General features: G+C 63.3%; 19 protein-coding genes and 1 riboswitch. Of the genes, 1 reads left to right on the forward strand and 18 read right to left on the reverse strand.

Annotated elements, in window-relative coordinates; all coding sequences use genetic code 11:
• Window positions 1–15: 15 nt before the first annotated feature.
• The 15 genes from ACGYLA_RS03955 to pcaF all read right to left on the reverse strand — a co-directional run bounded on the left by ACGYLA_RS03955 (window position 16) and on the right by pcaF (window position 12,670).
• A complete protein-coding gene (locus ACGYLA_RS03955; protein ID WP_067630567.1) occupies window positions 16–480 on the reverse strand; it encodes a PTS sugar transporter subunit IIA in 465 nt (154 codons plus the stop codon).
• 40 nt (window positions 481–520) lie between these two features.
• Window positions 521–1,087, reverse strand: coding sequence for a ribosome hibernation-promoting factor, HPF/YfiA family (gene hpf / locus ACGYLA_RS03960; protein ID WP_067267651.1), 567 nt, complete (start codon window positions 1,085–1,087; stop codon window positions 521–523).
• 308 nt (window positions 1,088–1,395) lie between these two features.
• Entirely contained in the window at window positions 1,396–2,154 is a 759-nt protein-coding gene (gene lptB, locus ACGYLA_RS03965) for an LPS export ABC transporter ATP-binding protein (protein WP_136720275.1), read from the reverse strand.
• Window positions 2,151–2,624, reverse strand: a complete 474-nt coding sequence (gene lptA, locus ACGYLA_RS03970; RefSeq protein ID WP_394374296.1) for a lipopolysaccharide transport periplasmic protein LptA — start codon at window positions 2,622–2,624, stop codon at window positions 2,151–2,153. Before lptA ends, lptB begins: the two co-directional genes overlap by 4 nt.
• Window positions 2,625–2,650: 26 nt before the next feature.
• On the reverse strand, window positions 2,651–3,259 hold the full coding sequence (lptC, locus tag ACGYLA_RS03975) for an LPS export ABC transporter periplasmic protein LptC (RefSeq protein ID WP_209216978.1): 609 nt from the start codon (window positions 3,257–3,259) through the stop codon (window positions 2,651–2,653).
• Between the two features lie 6 nt (window positions 3,260–3,265).
• Entirely contained in the window at window positions 3,266–4,234 is a 969-nt protein-coding gene (locus tag ACGYLA_RS03980) for an SIS domain-containing protein (protein WP_394419886.1), read from the reverse strand.
• Window positions 4,231–4,845: a ribonuclease D gene (locus tag ACGYLA_RS03985; protein ID WP_394430483.1), complete on the reverse strand. Its 615-nt coding sequence runs from the start codon at window positions 4,843–4,845 to the stop codon at window positions 4,231–4,233. Before ACGYLA_RS03985 ends, ACGYLA_RS03980 begins: the two co-directional genes overlap by 4 nt.
• Window positions 4,846–4,899: 54 nt before the next feature.
• Window positions 4,900–5,679, reverse strand: coding sequence for a PaaX family transcriptional regulator C-terminal domain-containing protein (locus ACGYLA_RS03990; protein WP_394430485.1), 780 nt, complete (start codon window positions 5,677–5,679; stop codon window positions 4,900–4,902).
• A complete protein-coding gene (paaZ, locus tag ACGYLA_RS03995; RefSeq protein WP_394430487.1) occupies window positions 5,669–7,693 on the reverse strand; it encodes a phenylacetic acid degradation bifunctional protein PaaZ in 2,025 nt (674 codons plus the stop codon). Before paaZ ends, ACGYLA_RS03990 begins: the two co-directional genes overlap by 11 nt.
• Before the next feature lie 10 nt (window positions 7,694–7,703).
• Window positions 7,704–8,768: a 2Fe-2S iron-sulfur cluster-binding protein gene (locus tag ACGYLA_RS04000; RefSeq protein WP_394430489.1), complete on the reverse strand. Its 1,065-nt coding sequence runs from the start codon at window positions 8,766–8,768 to the stop codon at window positions 7,704–7,706.
• A 7-nt stretch (window positions 8,769–8,775) separates the two neighbouring features.
• Window positions 8,776–9,273 (reverse strand): 1,2-phenylacetyl-CoA epoxidase subunit PaaD, encoded by a 498-nt coding sequence (paaD, locus tag ACGYLA_RS04005; RefSeq protein WP_394430491.1) that lies wholly within the window; start codon window positions 9,271–9,273, stop codon window positions 8,776–8,778.
• 65 nt (window positions 9,274–9,338) lie between these two features.
• The gene (gene paaC / locus ACGYLA_RS04010; RefSeq protein ID WP_394430572.1) at window positions 9,339–10,061 is read right to left on the reverse strand and encodes a 1,2-phenylacetyl-CoA epoxidase subunit PaaC; all 723 of its coding nucleotides are present in this window, start codon (window positions 10,059–10,061) and stop codon (window positions 9,339–9,341) included.
• Between the two features lie 32 nt (window positions 10,062–10,093).
• Entirely contained in the window at window positions 10,094–10,438 is a 345-nt protein-coding gene (gene paaB, locus ACGYLA_RS04015) for a 1,2-phenylacetyl-CoA epoxidase subunit PaaB (protein ID WP_259983744.1), read from the reverse strand.
• 5 nt (window positions 10,439–10,443) lie between these two features.
• Entirely contained in the window at window positions 10,444–11,436 is a 993-nt protein-coding gene (paaA, locus tag ACGYLA_RS04020) for a 1,2-phenylacetyl-CoA epoxidase subunit PaaA (protein ID WP_394430494.1), read from the reverse strand.
• 28 nt (window positions 11,437–11,464) lie between these two features.
• Window positions 11,465–12,670, reverse strand: coding sequence for a 3-oxoadipyl-CoA thiolase (pcaF, locus tag ACGYLA_RS04025; protein WP_394430496.1), 1,206 nt, complete (start codon window positions 12,668–12,670; stop codon window positions 11,465–11,467).
• 206 nt (window positions 12,671–12,876) lie between these two features.
• Here pcaF and ACGYLA_RS04030 point away from each other — a divergent pair, with 206 nt between their 5' ends.
• Complete coding sequence (locus ACGYLA_RS04030) at window positions 12,877–14,424, forward strand: alkaline phosphatase D family protein (RefSeq protein WP_394430498.1); 1,548 nt, start codon at window positions 12,877–12,879, stop codon at window positions 14,422–14,424.
• A 57-nt stretch (window positions 14,425–14,481) separates the two neighbouring features.
• On the opposite strand, the gene cobO is transcribed toward ACGYLA_RS04030, so the two are convergent.
• The 3 genes from cobO to aroC all read right to left on the reverse strand — a co-directional run bounded on the left by cobO (window position 14,482) and on the right by aroC (window position 17,216).
• Window positions 14,482–15,087: a cob(I)yrinic acid a,c-diamide adenosyltransferase gene (gene cobO, locus ACGYLA_RS04035; RefSeq protein ID WP_067265789.1), complete on the reverse strand. Its 606-nt coding sequence runs from the start codon at window positions 15,085–15,087 to the stop codon at window positions 14,482–14,484.
• A gap of 70 nt (window positions 15,088–15,157) precedes the next feature.
• Window positions 15,158–16,096, reverse strand: coding sequence for a DMT family transporter (locus tag ACGYLA_RS04040; protein WP_394419876.1), 939 nt, complete (start codon window positions 16,094–16,096; stop codon window positions 15,158–15,160).
• Window positions 16,097–16,106: 10 nt separating this feature from the next.
• Window positions 16,107–17,216 carry a chorismate synthase gene (gene aroC, locus ACGYLA_RS04045; protein WP_394430500.1) on the reverse strand — a complete coding sequence of 370 codons (1,110 nt, stop codon included), beginning with the start codon at window positions 17,214–17,216 and terminating at the stop codon, window positions 16,107–16,109.
• 92 nt (window positions 17,217–17,308) lie between these two features.
• A riboswitch (TPP riboswitch) is annotated at window positions 17,309–17,410 on the forward strand.
• The last annotated feature ends 18 nt before the right edge of the window (window positions 17,411–17,428 follow it).

Raw genomic sequence — 17,428 nt, forward strand, 5'->3', positions numbered from 1 at the left:
TCAAGCGGCCCAAAATCAAGCCGCCTTATCGGCCTTGTCTTCGGTCAGGATCGTGTAAAGCGTGGCCGGGTCGGGGTTCGACCGCAACTTGGTGCAGATGCTGGTGTCGCGCAGCGTGCGGGCCACCAGTGCCAGCGCCTTGAGATGCTCCACCCCCGCATCTTCGGGGGCGAAGAGGGCAAAGGCCACGTCGACCGGTTGCCGGTCGACCGAGGAGAAATCAATCGGCTTGTCCAGCAAGACGAAGGCACCGACAACCTTATCGATCCCGTCCATCCGCGCGTGGGGCAGGGCAACGCCATGGCCGACACCGGTCGGCCCGAGGGTTTCGCGCGTCATCAGCGCGTCCACCACTTGGCCGGCCGGCAGCCCATAGGCTTGCTGGGCGAGTTCGCCGATATCCTGCATCAGACGCTTCTTGCTCGAAGCCGAAGTCAAAACCTTCACGGCCTCTGGCTTGAGGAGTTTGCCGAAATCCATTCCGCTCGCCCTGCTCTGTGGCGGAAGTTACCGCCGTGGGTTACGAAGGGTCGATCCAGCCGATGTTGCCGTCTTCGCGGCGGTACACGACATTCATCCCTTCCTGGCCTTCCTTGCGAAACAATAGCACCGGATCGCCCGACAATTCCATCTGCATCACCGCTTCGCCGACAGACAAAGTTGGCACCTTCGTCTGCATCTCTGCAATGATCATGGGTTGGAGGGTATCAGGTTCCTGCGCATCTGAATCGCTGTCTGACGCGAGGATATAGGAGGACGCCCCCAGAAGTTCAACCGGTTCGGCGCGTTCTTTGTGATGGTCCTTCAGGCGGCGCTTATAGCGGCGCAGCTGTTTCTCCATCTTTTCGCAGCAGCTGTCGAAGGCGGCGTAGATCTCTGTCGCCTTGGCCTTGGCCGACGCATTAAGACCGGTGGAAAGATGCACGGTCGCCTCGCAGGCAAATTCGTGGCCCGTTTTGGAAAACACCACCATCGCATCTGTCGGGCGTTCAGCATATTTGCTGACCGCCTCGTCCAGTTCGGTTCGGACATGTGTCCGAAGCGCGTCGCCAATGTCGATCTGTTTGCCACTGATCTGATACCGCATATCGTCTCCTTGTCTTTCTTGTTCCGAACATTGCCAAACGGTCCACATGCGTGGAGCGCGACAACTTTCAGATATGGAGGAATGGCGCTGCGACCAGGATGATTTTGACCGTTCCTTCGCGGGAAGGGCGATGCAGGATCAAACAGGAACGCGATGTCACCATAGCTCAATGAGGCCGCGTTTCGGTTTGAAAGTCAATGGCGCCGATGCGCGCGCCATCCTTTTATCGCTACAATCAGAGCGGTTTTCCGCATCATGCGAGCAAGGCTTCGCCGAGGGCTGGCAGGCCCGGAAAAACGCGCTAAGTCTTAGGAAATACGGAAATTATCGCCAAGGTAGACGCGGCGCACATTCTCGTTTTGCACAACTTCTTCGGGCGTTCCGGACATCAGAACTTTGCCCTCATGCAGGATATAGGCGCGGTCCACGATCTCTAGGGTTTCGCGCACATTGTGGTCGGTGATCAGCACCCCGATGCCGCGTTTCTTGAGGTCGGCAACCAATTGCCGAATGTCCCCGACCGAGATCGGATCGACCCCGGCAAAGGGTTCATCAAGCAGCAGATAGTTCGGGTTGGCGGCCAGACAGCGGGCGATTTCCACCCGTCGCCGCTCCCCGCCCGATAGCGCCAGCGCAGGCGCGCGGCGCAGGTGTTCGATGGAAAATTCGGTCAGCAACTCTTCCAACCGTTCGCGGCGCTGGTGGCGGTGTTTGACCCGGATATCGAGGATCGCGCTGATGTTGTCTTGGACCGACAGCCCGCGAAAAATGCTCATCTCCTGCGGCAGATAGCCGATGCCAAGCTGCGCGCGGCGGTACATCGGTAGGGTGGTCACGTCTTTGCCGTCCACCGTGACGCGCCCGCCCTCGGGCGTGACCAGACCGGCCACTGCGTAGAAAGTGGTCGTCTTGCCCGAGCCGTTCGGCCCCAAAAGCGCCACGACCTCCCCCCGGTCAAGCGCCATCGAAAAGTCGCGGATCACCGCTTTCTTGCGGTAAGACTTGCGCAGATGCTGAATGCGCAGGCCGGAATCGCCCCCGGCGACTTTCAGCTCGGGCGGCATCAGTTGTCGCTGCCGGGCTGCAAAATGGTCTTCACGCCGCCCGACATCTGCGCCGTGCCGTCGTTCAGGTTCACCGTCATTTCCTGCGCGCTCAGCGCACTGGGGCCTTGGGTCATCAGCACATCGCCTCGCATCACCAAGGTGCCTGCGTCGATGTCGTAATCGGCGCGCTGCGATTCAGCGGCGTCCTCCCCCGCGACCAATACCACGCCGCCGGTGGCCTCCAGCTTGGCAATGCCCTGATCCGAGGCGCGATAGACGACCTCGACCTTACCGGCAGAAAGGGTCATTTCGCCCTGAGAAATCAATACATTGCCCGTGAAAACGGCGGTGCCCGTTGCATTGTCGACCGACAGGTTATCGGCGGTCACTTCGACGGGTTGGCTGGTGTCTTGCTCAAGCGCGCCGAAGGCGACATTGGCAGACTGTGCAGAGACAGGGGCGGCCTGCAGCGCGAAAAACAGCGGCAGCATCAAAATAAACAAGTGTCTCAAGGCAGTTACTCTTTCGTTGCTTGCGGCGTGTATATCAGTTTCACACCCTTTGTGAAAAGCAATTGCGATCCGGCGCTGTTCTGCCGGTTGGTGATGGCCATGCTGCCGGCGGTGATCTCACCCGCGGGGCTGGTGGCGCGCACCGGGCCGGGCGATTGCAGGTCCAGCGTGGTGAGGTTCGAGATCATCCGCTCGGACAGGATTTCGTAGCCGGTTGAGGTGCTAACCCGCACATCGCCCGCCAGTTCCGCTTCCTCTGCACCGGTGTCGAACCGCCCGCTGTTGGAGTGCAGCGTGATTTTGGAGCCGCCTTCTAGGTCCAGCGTCGCCTCGATCTCTTCGGCCTCATTTGTGCCCGTCTCCCCGCCGGGAGTGGTCAGCTTTTCGGCAGAGAAAGAGATCAGATCGCCATCCGCCGTGGTGCCAGAATAGAAAGGGCCGGTGATCTGCTGGTCGCGCAGCCGTTCTTGAACCTCTTTGTCCGCAAAGGGGATCACGGCTTGCGGTTCAATCGCCCGCGACAGCAGGAATAGGGTCGATAGCAGCGCCAGCGCGATCAGCGGAAAGAGCACTTTCAGCCACGACACGACACGAGAGTGGCGATCCCCCTTCATCTCGCGTCACCCCAGCCCGACGCGCAGGCAGTCGTGGATATGCAGCAGGCCGATGGGCGATTTGCCGTCGTTCTGCGCGGGGTCAGTCACGATAAGGCAGGTGATCTTGCGGCTGTTCATCACGCCCACGGCCTTTTCGGCCAATTCGTCGGGGGTGATGGTCACGGGCGAGGGGGTCATGACGTCGCGGGCGGTCATGGTCATCAAGCCATCCAGATGCCGGGCGAGGTCACCCATGGTGATGATCCCGGCCAGCGCGCCTTCCGCATCGGTGACGCAGACCACGCCAAAGCCCTTGCGGCTGATCTCGCTCAGCGCCTCGGGCATCGGGGCGTCGGCGGTGACCAGCGGCAGCTTGTCGCCCACATGCATCAGATCGGCCACGCGGCTCAGCCTTGCACCCAGCTTGCCGCCGGGGTGAAAGTCGCGGAAATGCTCTGCGGTGAAGGCGCGGTTCTCCATCAGCGCCACGGCCACGGCATCCCCCATCGCCAGCGTCAGCGTGGTCGAGGTGGTGGGCACCACGCCGGTGCCGCAGGCCTCTGCCGCTCGGGGCAGTTCGAGCACCACGTCGCTATGGCGGCCAAGGCTGCTCTCGGGGCGGCTGGTGATGCCGATGAGCGGAATGGCGTAGCGGCGCGAATAGGCGATGAGGTTGGCCAGCTCCGGTGCTTCGCCCGAGTTGGAAATCGCCAGCACCACATCGGCGGCTGTGATCATGCCCAGATCGCCGTGGCTCGCTTCGGCCGGGTGGACGAATTGCGCGGGCGTGCCGGTGGAGGCCAGCGTTGCCGCGATCTTATTGCCGATATGGCCCGACTTGCCGATGCCGGTGACGATCACGCGGCCCTTGCAGGTGCGCATCAGGTCAACCGCGGCGCGAAAGCGGTCATCAAGGCTGTCGGCCAAGAGCGTCAGCGCGTCGGCTTCGCAGCGGATCACCCGGCGGGCGGTGTCGAGGAAAGGTGTGTTCATGCGTGTGCGAAGATGTCCGTATCCGGCCATCCCTCCAGATCCAGCCGCGCGCGCATGGGCAGGAAATCGAAACAGGCCTGCGCCATGTCCATCCGGCCTTCGCGTATCAGGCGTTTGTTAAGTTCATCGCGCAGCCGGTGCAGGTAAAGCACGTCAGAGGCGGCATAGTCGATCTGCGCTTGGGTCAGCTCTTCGGCCCCCCAATCGCTGGATTGCTGCTGTTTCGAGATATCGACGCTCAGAAGTTCTTGGCAAAGCTTCGCCAGCCCGTGCCGGTCGGTATAGGTGCGCACCAATCGGCTGGCGATCTTGGTGCAATAGACCGGCGTCGCGGTGGCGCCAAAGGTGTTGCGCATCGCGGCAATGTCGAAGCGGCCATAGTGGAACAGCTTCAGCACATGAGGGTTCTCCAGCAGCGCGCAGAGGTTCGGCGCCTCGGTCTGGCCCTTGGCGACCTGCACCAGATGCGCGTGACCATCGCCGCCCGAAAGCTGCACGACACAGAGCCGGTCGCGATGCGGATGCAGCCCCATCGTTTCGCAATCAATCGCGACCATCGGCCCAAGGTCGAGGTCATTCGGCAGGTCGTTCTGATAGAGGAAATTTGTCATGAGCACGTCTATATCCTGCTTGTCCGGCATGGGAAAGCAGGGCTTTGCGCCGCGTCAGGCGGTGGCCAGATCCTGCAGTGCGGGGCGCGGGTAGCGGCGCAGAAGGCGGTCGACCAGCAGATGGCAGCGGTAGCCGGGCCACTCGGGGCGGATCAGCCCGCCGGGCAGGGTGGGATGCTTTAACACCAATCGCCGCCAATTGTGCACGATCAGGCAGCGCAAGACCGCGACGTCCAAGGGGGTGAGTTGCTCCGGGGCGGGAAGCTCGGCATCCAAGGCCGTGAGCGCGGCCAAGAGTGCGTCATAGTCAGCCTCAAGCTCGGCGGGTTCCACTGCGCGGCGCAGCCACTCGGGCGGTGGGGTGCCGGGCAGGGCAAGGCAACCCGTGGGGGCCGCGCTCACGGCCCGGCCGACATAGACGCGGGGCAGGGCGGCGATAAACCCCGCCTCTCGCAAGGCGCTGTCGGTCTCGCGCCCGTTCTCCTCGGTCACGACCATCTGCCAAGGCTCCGACAGGTCCGGGGGCGCGGCGTAGATGCGCGGACTGGCAGCAGCGCTTTCCGCGCGGCCTTGGGCGGTCAGGCTGTGCTGGCTGATCCGCCCCACCTTTTGCGACTGTAGCCAGCCGTCATTGCGCAGCCGGTGCAGCGCCACGCGGCTTGCCTCGGGCCGCACGTCGAGCGCGGCCATGATCTGCGACAGCACCGGCCCGTCGATTGCGTCGCCCTGTCCCTGTGCCAGATCGCCGAAGAGGCTGACCATCAGCGACCAGACCCGCTGACCGCCAAGGCCAGCGAGTGCCGCGACGACCGAGGGGGCGTGGTCAGACGGCATTCATCGTCAGCAGGTCGTATTCGGCGACCGCTTCCTCACGCTGGTTGGTGAGGGTCACATGCCAGCGGACCTCGCCGTATTCCTCGTTGCGCGGTGTCTTGTGCTTGACCGAAAGCCGCACCTTGATGCTGTCGCCAGCCGAAACCGGTTCGAGAAACCGCAGGTTGTCTAGGCCGGTGTTGGCCAGAACCGGGCCGGGATCGGGCTGCACGAAGAGCCCGGCAGCGAAGCTTAGCAGAAGGTAGCCATGCGCCACGCGCCCCGGGAAGAACGGATTTGCGGCGGCGGCTTGGTCGTCCATGTGCGCATAGAAGGTGTCGCCAGTGAAATGGGCGAAGGTCTCGATATCTTCCAGCGTCACTTCGCGGCTGGGGGAATGGAAGGTCTCGCCCAGATCCAACTCGGTGAAGCGGCGGGTGAAAGGATGGGCGCGGTCGGTGACTTCCTCGGCTCCCGGCACCCATTGTTTGCCGATGGCCGTCAGGATGTCGGGGCTGCCCTGCACAGCGGTGCGCTGCATGTAATGCATCACGCCGCGCACGCCGCCCAGCTCTTCACCGCCGCCCGCGCGGCCCGGTCCGCCGTGCACCATATGCGGCAGCGGAGAGCCATGACCCGTCGCCTCGCCCATCGACTTGCGGTTGTTGAAATAAAGCCGTCCGTGGAAGGCCGCGGAGCCCATCGTCAACTCGCGCGCGACCTCGCCGTCGTTGGTGATGATCGACGCCACCAGCGAGCCTTGGCCGCGATTGAGAAGCCGCGTCGCATGGGCCAGATCGCGGTAGGGCATGAGGGTGGAGACGGGGCCGAAAGCCTCGGTGTCATGGACGCGCTCGGCGGCATCGGGATCGGCGCAGTGGAACAGCATCGGCGGCAGAAAGGCGCCCTTGTCGCGGTCGGCGCCCTTCACGGTGAAGTTGTCGGGGTCGCCGAAAACGCGCTCGGCTTCGGCGCTCAGCAGCCCGACTTTTTCCAATACGTCGCGTTTCTGGCTGCCCGAGACCAGCGCGCCCATGCGCGTGTCCTCGGCCCGCGGATCGCCGATGGTGGTCTTGGCGAGGCGTTCGGACAGCGCCGAGATCACCGCGTCGATCTGCGCTTGCGGCACCATGATGCGGCGAATGGCGGTGCATTTCTGCCCCGCCTTGGCCGTCATCTCGCGCTGCACTTCCTTCACGAAAAGGTCGAACTCCGGCGTGCCCGGCACGGCATCGGGGCCGAGGACGGAAGCATTCAGGCTGTCTTGTTCAGAGGTGAAGCGCACAGAATTTTCCATGAGCTTCGGATTGCCACGGAGCTTCAGCGCCGTGTCGGCGGAGCCGGTGAAGGCCACGGCATCCTGACAACCAAGCAGGTCGAGCATGTCGCCCAAGCCACCGCTCACGAATTGCAAAGCACCCTTCGGCAGCAGCCCGCTGTCCAGCATCAGCCGCACGCAATGCTCGGTGACATAGCAGGTGGCGGTGGCCGGTTTCACGATCGCGGGAACGCCGGCCAGCAGGGTCGGCGCGAGTTTTGCGAGCATGCCCCAGACCGGGAAGTTGAAGGCGTTGATATGCACCGCGACGCCCTGCAGCGGGGTGCAGATGTGCCGCCCCATGAACTGCCCCTCGCGGCCCAGTTGCTCGGGCGCGCCATCGAGGTAGACATGGGCGTCCGGCATCTCGCGCCGGCCCTTGGAGGCGAAGACCAGCATCGTGCCGATTCCGCCATCCACGTCGATCTTGTGGTCCGAGAGCGTGGCCCCGGTGTCGTAGCTCAGATCATAAAGCGCCTGTTTGTGCTCCATCAAATGCAGCGCCAGCGCCTTCAGCATGCGCGCGCGGTCGTGGAAGGTCATGGCGCGCAGGGCAGGGCCGCCATGCTCGCGGGCAAAGCCCAGCATGGCGGCCGCGTCCAGCGCGTCGTTGCCCGCCTGCGCGATCACCTCGCCGGTAATGGCGCTGGCAATGTTGCGGGCGCCGGCCCCGGGGGCCAGCCATTCGCCGGCGGCGTAACTGTGGATATCGCGCATGTCGGCTCCTTCAGTGGGTGTCGTAGTCGATGGTGAGTTTGTCGCTCAGCGGGTAGCTCTGGCAGGTCAGCACATAGCCGCGTTCGACTTCGTAATCCTCCAGCGCGTGGTTCGAGATCATCTCGACTTCGCCTTCCAGCACCTTGCCCATGCAGGTCGAACAGACCCCGGCCTTGCAGGAGAACGGCGCCTCCTGCCCGTTCTCCAGCGCCGCTTCGAGGACCGACTGCCCCTTCTGCATAGTGAAGCTGCGCCGCGCGCCGTCGATGATGACGGTGATCTCGGTGCCCTTCTGGCCCTCGCTGCGCTTGGCCATTTCCTGTTTCGCCAGACGGCCCTGCTGGCTTTCGCTGAACAATTCGAACTTGATCTGCTCGTCGGTCAGCCCATTGGTCTTCAGCGCCTCAGCGATGGCCAGCATCATCGGCTCCGGCCCGCAGATGAAGGCGGTGTCGATGTTGTCGATCTGAATCCAATGCTTGAACAGCGCGTTGCATTTGTCCTGATCGACGCGGCCCTCGAAAAGCTTCATGTCCTGACCGGATTCGAGGATATGGATCACCGTCAGGCGGCCCATGTAGCGGTTCTTGAGGTCTTCGAGTTCCTCGCGGAACATGATCGTGTTCACCGCGCGGTTGGCATAGACCAGTGTGAAGGTCGACTGCGGCTCGCGCTTCAGCACCGTCTTCAGGATCGACAGCACCGGGGTGATGCCCGAACCGCCCGCAAAGCCGAGGTAGTTCTTGGCCACCTCCGGTTCGATCGGGGTGAAGAACTTGCCCTGCGGCGGCATGGCGTGCAGCACGTCGCCGACCTTGAGCTCTGTATTGGCATAGGTCGAGAAGGCCCCGCCATCGACGCGTTTGATGCCGACCTTCAGCTCGCCGTCGTCGAGCCCCGCGCAGATCGAGTAGTTGCGGCGCAGCTCAGTGCCGTCGAAATCCTGCTTGAAGGTCAGGTACTGGCCTTGGGTAAAGGCAAAGGCCTCGGGGTCTTCCGGCTTTAGCGTCAGTACCACCGCGTCGCGGATGGTGTGGTGAATGTCGGTGACGGTGAGAGGGTGGAACTGGCTCATCGGGGCCTCAGATACATTTGAAATAGTCAAAGGGTTCGCGGCAGTCGCAGCATCGCCATTGCGCCTTGCAGGGGGTCGAGCCGAACTGGCTGATCCGCTCCACCGCTTTCGATTTGCAATGCGGGCAATGCTGCGGCCCGCCTGCGGGGCGGGGCGGCGCGATGCCATAGGCTTCGAGCTTGGCGCGGCCGGTGTCGCACATCCACTCGGTGGTCCAGGGCGGGGAAAGTTGGCGTTTAAGCTTTAGATTCTCGATGCCGTGGTCGCGCAGCGCCGTCTCGATATCGAGGTTGATGATGCTGGTCGCGGGGCAGCCCGAATAGGTCGGCGTGATGGTCACGACCAAGGTTTCGCCCTCCCAAGCGACATCGCGGATAATGCCGAGATCGGTGAGCGAGATCGCCGGGATCTCGGGGTCCGGAATGGCCGACAGCCAAGCCCAAACAGTCTCTAACGAGGGTTTTTGCCCGCCCCCCACATGGTTGCGCCGGGCGGGCGGGCGCACCACCCCCGGCACCGGCGCAGGGGCCGGCCGGCTGTGGGGGGCCGGCCGGCTGTGGGGGGCCGGTTTCACCATGTGGCGTCCGGGTAGGCGCGTTGCAGCCATTGCATCTGGGTCAGCATATGGCCCAGATGTTCACTGTGCCGCGCGCCGGTCTTCCCGCCTCGATGGGCAAAGTCGTCCTCGGGCTTACGCAGGGTTGCCGCCGCCAACGTGTCGCCCACCAACTGGTCATAGCCTGCTCGCAGGCTCTCAGGCTCGGGCGCGATGCCCGCCTCGGCCATCGCCGCATCGACGTCGTCGCCGATGAACATCTCGCCCACGTAGGGCCAGAGCAGATCGAGGGCCGCCTGCATGCGCCGGTGGCTTTCCTCGGTTCCGTCGCCAAGGCCGATCACCGTGTCTGAAGAGCGTTCGAGGTGGTAGGTGACCTCTTTCGCCGATTTCTCAGCGATGGCGGCGATTTCCTTGTCGCTGGAATCGATCAGCGCGGTCAGTTGCGCCAAATGCCAGGCGTCGAACAGGAACTGCCGCATCATGGTCTGGCCGAAATCGCCGTTGGGCTGTTCGACGAGCAGGACATTGCGGAAATCCCAGACATCGCGGTGAAAGGCGAGCTTGTCGGCATCGCGGCCTTCGCCCTCGACCTCGCCCGCCAGACCCAGCCAAAGCTGGGTCTGGCCGATCAGGTCGAGCGCCACGTTCGCCAGCGCGATGTCTTCCTCCAACACCGGGGCCACGCCGCACCATTCCGAAACGCGGTGCCCGAGCACCAGCGCGTTGTCACCCATGCGACAGAGGAATTCGAACTTGGGATCGGTGCTCACATCGCCCCCACTTCGTCGGGAATGTCGTAGAAGGTCGGGTGGCGGTAGACCTTGTCGTTCGCGGGCTCATAGAGCGCGCCCTTCTCCTCGGGCGAGGAGGCGGCGATGGCGCTGGCTTCGACCGCCCAGATGCTCACGCCTTCGTTGCGGCGGGTATAGACGTCGCGGGCGTTCTTGATCGCCATTTCCGCATCGGCCGCATGCAGGCTGCCGACATGGCGGTGGCTCAAACCGTGCTGGCCCCGGATGAAGATCTCCCACAGGGGCCATTCGGTGGCGCGCGCCTTGCCGTGGGGCGCGGCCTCGGTGCCGTCGTATTCGCTGGATTCAGGGCTGCTCATGTCGCTTACTCCGCTGCCATTTGTCTGCTGCGCTTTTTCTCGGCGTGGGCCAGAAGCCCCTCGCGCACCCAACGGCCTTCCTCCCAGGCCTTGTTGCGCGCCGCCAGCCGTTCGGTGTTGCAGGGGCCATTGCCCTTGAGCACCTGATAGAACTCTTCCCAGTCCGGTTCGGCGAAATCGTAGTGGCCGGTCTCCTCGTTGAACTTGAGGGTCTCGTCGGGGATCGTGAGGCCGAGGTATTCCGCCTGCGGCACCGTCTCATCGACGAACTTCTGACGCAGCTCGTCATTGGTGTTCATCTTGATCTTCCACGCCATCGATTGCGCGGAATGGACCGAATCCTTGTCCGAAGGGCCGAACATCATCAGCGCCGGGAACCAGAAGCGGTTAAGCGCGTCTTGCGCCATCTTGCGCTGCGCGGGGGTGCCGTTGGCCATCTTCATCATGATGTCGAAGCCCTGACGCTGGTGGAAGGATTCCTCCTTACAGATACGCACCATGGCGCGGGCGTAGGGGCCGTAAGAGGTCCGCTGCAGCGGCACCTGGTTCATGATCGCGGCACCGTCGACCAACCAGCCCACGGCGCCCATGTCTGCCCATGTCAGGGTCGGATAGTTGAAGATCGAGGAATACTTCATCTTCCCGGACAGCAGATCGCGGGTCATCTGGTCGCGGGTCACGCCCAGCGTTTCCGCCGCGCAGTAGAGGTAGAGGCCGTGGCCGGCCTCGTCCTGCACTTTTGCGAGAAGGATCGCCTTGCGCTCCAATGTGGGCGCGCGGGTGATCCAGTTGCCCTCGGGCAGCTGGCCGACGATCTCGGAATGCGCATGCTGTCCGATCTGGCGGATCAGGTTCTTGCGATAGCCCTCGGGCATCCAGTCCTTCGGCTCGATCTTGCCGCCCGCGTCGATGCGTTCCTGAAAGGCGCGCTCTTCGGGGTCCATCTCGTCAAGGGATTTGACGCCCTTGCCGGTGGATTTGATCATCTGTGCATACATCGGTCCGTTCCTTTCGAGGAAAGAAGTGTCAGCCAGCGTTTTCGAGGATCAGGGCGACGCCCTGACCCACGCCCACACACATGGTACATAGCGCGTATTTGCCGCCTGTCCGCTTGAGCTGCAGCGCCGCGGTCATCACCAGACGCGCGCCGGACATGCCAAGCGGGTGGCCGATTGCGATGGCGCCGCCGTTGGCGTTCACATGGGGCGCGTCATCCGGCACGCCAAGAGCGCGCAGGGTGGCGAGGCCCTGGCTCGCGAAGGCTTCGTTGAGTTCGATCACGTCCATCTGCTCGATCGTGAGACCCGCGCGGTCCAGTACCTTGCGCACGGCAGGGATCGGGCCGATGCCCATGACGCGCGGTTCAACGCCTGCAGCAGACATCGCCACGAAGCGGGCGATGGGGGTCAGGCCGTGGTCCTTCACGCCCGCTTCCGAAGCCAACAGCATCGCTGCCGCGCCGTCGTTCACGCCCGAGGCATTGCCGGCAGTAACAGTGAGATCCGCGCCGTTGATGCCGCGCAGCTTGCCGAGTTTTTCCAACGTGGTGCCAGGGCGGGGGTGTTCGTCGCTGTCGACGACGATATCCTCGCCCTGGCGCTGCGGAATGGTGACCGGGGCGATCTCCTCGGCAAAGATGCCTCTCTCGGCGGCGGCGGCATAGCGTTCCTGGCTGCGTGCCGCGAAGGCGTCCTGATCTTCGCGCGAAACGTCGTAGTCTGCGGCGACGTTGTCGGCGGTTTCCGGCATGGAATCCACGCCGAACTGCGCCTTCATCTTCGGGTTCACGAAGCGCCAGCCGATGGTCGTGTCATAGACGGCATTGTTGCGCGAAAAGGCGGTCTCGGCCTTGGGCATGACGAAGGGCGCGCGCGACATGCTCTCGATCCCGCCGGCGATGGCGAGGTCCATGTCGCCCGCGCGGATCGCCCGGGCGGCGGCGCCGACGGCGTCCATGCCGCTGGCGCAGAGACGGTTGATCGTGGCACCCGGCACATCGACCGGCAGACCGGCCAATAGCGACGCCATGCGTGCCACGTTGCGGTTGTCCTCGCCCGCCTGATTGGCGCAGCCCATGATCACGTCATCGACCCGCGCCCAATCGACGGAAGGGTTCCGCTCCATCAGCGCCTTCAACGGTACGGCGGCCAGATCATCGGCGCGAACCGAAGAGAGGGCGCCGCCGTAACGGCCAATGGGGGTGCGCTGCGCGTCGCAGATGAATGCCTGCATGGGGGTCTCCTGTTGTTGCACCGCAATCTACACATCGGGGCGATTCGGTTCAATAAAAATGTTACGGAATGAAATTAGAGGGTCGATTTTGGTAACACGTCACCGCCCTGTCACCAAAGCTTTGCCAAAGAGTCACGCATTCGTCGGCCATCTGTCACGCGCCGGGGGTTCTGTGCTGCCATCGCCACCCTCAGAGGAAGCTCAAGATGACCAAACTGATCCGCCCGACCCGCCGTGCTGTGCTGGCGGGCTCCACCGCCTTTGCCGCAAGCCTTGCCATGCCCAGCCTCAGCCGTGCGGCCTCGCGCCCGGTGTTTACCCATGGGGTGCAATCGGGCGATGTCGACACGCAGTCCGGCATGATCTGGACCCGTACCGACCGCCCGGCACGGGTGCAGGTCGAAATCTCCACCACCGAAAGCTTTGCCAACGCGCGCCAGCTTGCGCCGATGAATGCGTTGCCGAACCACGATCTGGCGGTGAAACGTCTGGTCGAAGGGCTGCCCTCGGATCAGGATATCTTTTACCGCTTCACCGCCGCCGATCTGAGCGACATCAACGCCACCTCCGAGCCGATCATCGGCCAGTTCCGCACCGCGCCCACCGCGCGCCGCGACGTGCGCTTTGCTTGGTCCGGTGACACCGCCGGTCAGGGCTGGGGCATCGACGATGAGGGCATGCGCACCTATGCGACCATGGCCAAACACCGCCCCGACTTCTTCCTGCATTCCGGTGACACCATCTATGCCGATGGCCCGCTTGAGGATGAGGTGCAGCTTGACGATGGCGCGATGTGGAAGAACACCACCATCATCGACGAGAAGCGCAAGGTGGCCGAGACGCTGGACGAATACCGCGGCCAGTGGAAATACAACCTGATGGACGCCCATGTGCGTGAGATGAACGCCCATGTGCCGACCTTCATGCAATGGGACGACCATGAAGTCGTGAACAACTGGTCCTCCTCGCGCAGCCTGATGGAAGACGACCGCTATAGCGAGAAGTCGATCCATGTCCTCGCCGCGCGCGCTTCGCAGGCCTTCCATGAGATGACCCCGCTGCGCATCACTCCTGCCGAGCCGGGCCGGGTCTATCGCAAGATCAACTACGGTCCGATGCTGGATGTCTTCTTCCTCGACCTGCGCAGCTACCGGGGGCCGAACAGCGAGAACATGCAGACCGAGATGTCGCAGGCCACCGATATCCTCGGGGCCGAGCAGATGGCATGGCTCAAGCGGGAGCTGACCAATTCGGCGGCCACGTGGAAGGTCATCGCCTGCGACATGCCCATCGGTCTGGTCGTCGGCGGCGGGGCCGAGGCGGTTGCCAATGGCGACAATGGTGCCACCAAGGGCCGCGAGCAAGAGATTGCAGGGCTGCTGCGTTTCATCAAGACCGCGCAGGTCGACAACGTGGTCTGGTTCACGGCGGATGTGCATTACACCGCCGCGCATTACTACAATCCCGACAAGGCGCAGTTTCAGGACTTTGACCCGTTTTGGGAGTTCGTCTCGGGCCCGCTGCACGCGGGCACCTTTGGTCCGAACGAGTTGGACGGTACCTTTGGCCCCGAGTTGAAATACGTCAAAGCACCGGAAGAGGGTCAGGTGAACCTGCCGCCTTCTGCTGGTCTGCAATTCTTTGGGTTGGTCGATATCGACGCCAAGACCCAGCAGATGAAAGTGCGCCTGATGGACCGTGCCGATACGGAGCTTTATTCGGTGACGCTCGACCCTAAAGGGGCGGCGATCTAAGCGCCCTCCGCTTGGCACAGTGAGAGGATCGCCCGGATGCGGGCGATCCTTTTCGTTTCAGTAGTCGACGCCGCGCTGTGCTTTGATGCCCGCTTTGAACGGGTGTTTAACCTCGGACATTTCGGTCACCAGATCGGCATAGTCGCAAAGCTCGGGCCGGGCGTCGCGGCCTGTCAGCACCACGGCGGTGCGCTTGTCGCGGGCGTCGAGCCCGGCGATCACATCTTCGATCTTGAGGTATTCATAGCGGATGGCGATGTTGATCTCATCCATCACCACAAGGTCATAGTCGCCGCTCTCCATCATCTCGCGCGCCTTGCCGAATGCGGCCTCGGCGGCGGCGATGTCGCGGTTGCGGTCTTGGGTGTCCCAAGTGAACCCTTCGCCCATCGTGTGCCATGTCACCTCATCCAGCCGTTCAAAGAACAATCGTTCGCCGGTTTTCCATTTGCCCTTGATGAACTGTACCACGCCGACGCGCTGCTTCCAGCCAAGCGCGCGCACCACGACGCCGAAGGCGGAAGAGGATTTGCCCTTGCCCGGGCCGGTATGGACCAGCACCAGACCCTTGTCCGGGTCTTGCAACTCGGCCACCTTGGCGCGCTGTTCGGCCTGACGCTGCTGCATCTTTTCCTTGTGATCTTTCGGATCCGCGTCGCTCATCGGTCATCTCCTCTATCCGGTTTCGGGGCACCATAGGGAGAGGACCGGTCAGGCGAAAGCCCGCATTCGATCACGCCTTGGGATCGGTGACAGACCGCGCCTTGCCGCGCTCCATCCCCAACTGCCGCTCACGCCAGATCACCAGCGCGCCTGCGCTGATCACCAGCGCCGCGCCCGCCAGCATCATCATCGTGGGCAGTTCGGCAAAGAAGACATAGCCCAGCAAAATGGCGAAAAGCATCGAGGTGTAATCATAGGGTGCGAGCATTGAGGCCGAGCCGAAGCGGTAAGCCGAGGTGATCAGGATCTGCGCCACCCCGCCGATCAACCCGGCGAGAACCAGAAGACCAAAGGTTTGCAGATCGGGCATGACCCAGCCGAAGGGCAGGGTGAAAAGCGCCAGAATCGACGCGGTGGCCGAGAAATAGAACACGATGGCTGCGGTGTCTTCGCTTTGCACCAACTGGCGAATGTGGATCTGCACAAGGCTGCGCACCATGGTCGCCATCAGGATCAGCAGCGCGCCGATGGTGGCCGTCTGCTCCATCGTGCCGATGCTGGTGAAGCGCGGCCAGAGGATGATCATTACGCCCACCAGCCCAATCGCCACGGCACTCACGCGGATCAGCCGGATTTTCTCGCCCAGCAACACGGCAGCGAGGATGACGGTGAAAATCGGTGTGGCAAAGCCGATGGCCGTGACCTCGGGCAGGGGCAGCAGGCCGAGGCCGGTAAAGGTCAGCCCCATCGCCGTGGTGCCGAAGAGCCCGCGCCAGACATGGCCCATCGGGTTTTGCGTCTTTAGCCCGCTTTTCAGTTTGCCGCGCTGCGCCAGCCAGATCAGGATCACTGGAATGGCAAAGAAAGACCGGAAAAAGACCGACTCCCCGGCGGGAACCTCATCGGCCAGCGATTTGATGATCGCGGACATGCAGGTGAAAAGCAGGATCGCCGTGATTTTCAGTCCGACACCAAGGGCGGGGCGGGCGGAGAAATCATCGACTTTCATGCTTTGATCCTCACGCCTCGGGGCCAATTATGCCGCGGTTCTGGCCAATCTGTCCGCGATGCAGCAGCAGGTGATCCAGCAGCACGCAGGCCATCATCGCCTCGCCCACCGGCACTGCGCGGATGCCGACGCAGGGATCGTGGCGGCCCTTGGTGATGATCTCGGTCTCTTCGCCCTGTTTCGTGATCGTGCGCCGCGTGGTCAGGATGCTGGAGGTCGGCTTCACCGCGAAACGCAGCACCACATCCTGCCCGGTGCTGATCCCGCCCAAGATGCCGCCCGCATGGTTCGAGGAATATTCCGGCCCATCGGGCCCCATGGTGATCTCATCGGCGTTCAATTCGCCCGTCAGCATCGCCGCCGACATGCCCTCGCCGATCTCCACACCTTTGACGGCATTGATGCTCATCATCGCGGCGGCCAGATCGGTGTCGAGCTTACCATAGACCGGCGCGCCGAGGCCCGCGGGCACGCCGCGCGCCGTCACCTCGATGATCGCGCCGACGCTGCTGCCCGATTTGCGCAGCCCGTCGAGGTAGTCGGCCCAGTCCGCCGCTGCTTTGGCATCCGGCACCCAAAAGGGGTTTTGGTCGATCTGGTCCCAGTCAAAGGCATCGCGGTCGATCTTATGCGGCCCCATCTGCACCATGTAGCTGGTGATCTGAAGCTCCGGCGCCAGCGCCTTGATCGCCTCACGCGCCAGACCGCCCGCCGCCACCCGCGCGGCGGTCTCCCGGGCCGAGGAACGGCCACCCCCGCGATAGTCGCGGATGCCGTATTTCTGGAAATAGGTGATGTCGGCGTGGCCGGGGCGGAACTTGTCCTTGATGTCGCCGTAGTCTTTGGAGCGTTGATCGGTGTTCTCGATCATCAGCTGCACGGGCGTGCCGGTGGTGACCCCTTCGAAGGTGCCCGACAGGATCCGGACCTCATCCGCCTCACGCCGCTGCGTGGTGTATTTGTTCTGGCCCGGTTTGCGCTTGTCGAGCCACTGCTGGATCATGCCTTCGTCAATCGGCACGCCGGGTGGGCAGCCGTCGATGGTCGCCCCAAGGGCGGGCCCGTGGCTCTCGCCCCATGTGGTGACCCGGTAAAGATGGCCAAAGCTGTTGATCGACATGGGCGGACCTCCTGTTGTCAAACCCTTAGCCGGGGCAGCGCCCTGCCTCAAGGGGATTTGCCTTGCCAATTGTGCAGGTCCGATCTACCCCTGACGCTACCTCGGGGGGCCTTTGGGCTGAGATGTGCATGCTGTGCGGACCCGTTGAACCTGAACCGGTTAACACCGGCGGAGGGAAGGTCAGGACAGACATCCACCTTTTACCTTTCGCC

The organism is Sulfitobacter sp. 1A13679 (assembly GCF_043557115.1).
Taxonomy (GTDB): Bacteria; Pseudomonadota; Alphaproteobacteria; order Rhodobacterales; family Rhodobacteraceae; genus Sulfitobacter; species Sulfitobacter faviae.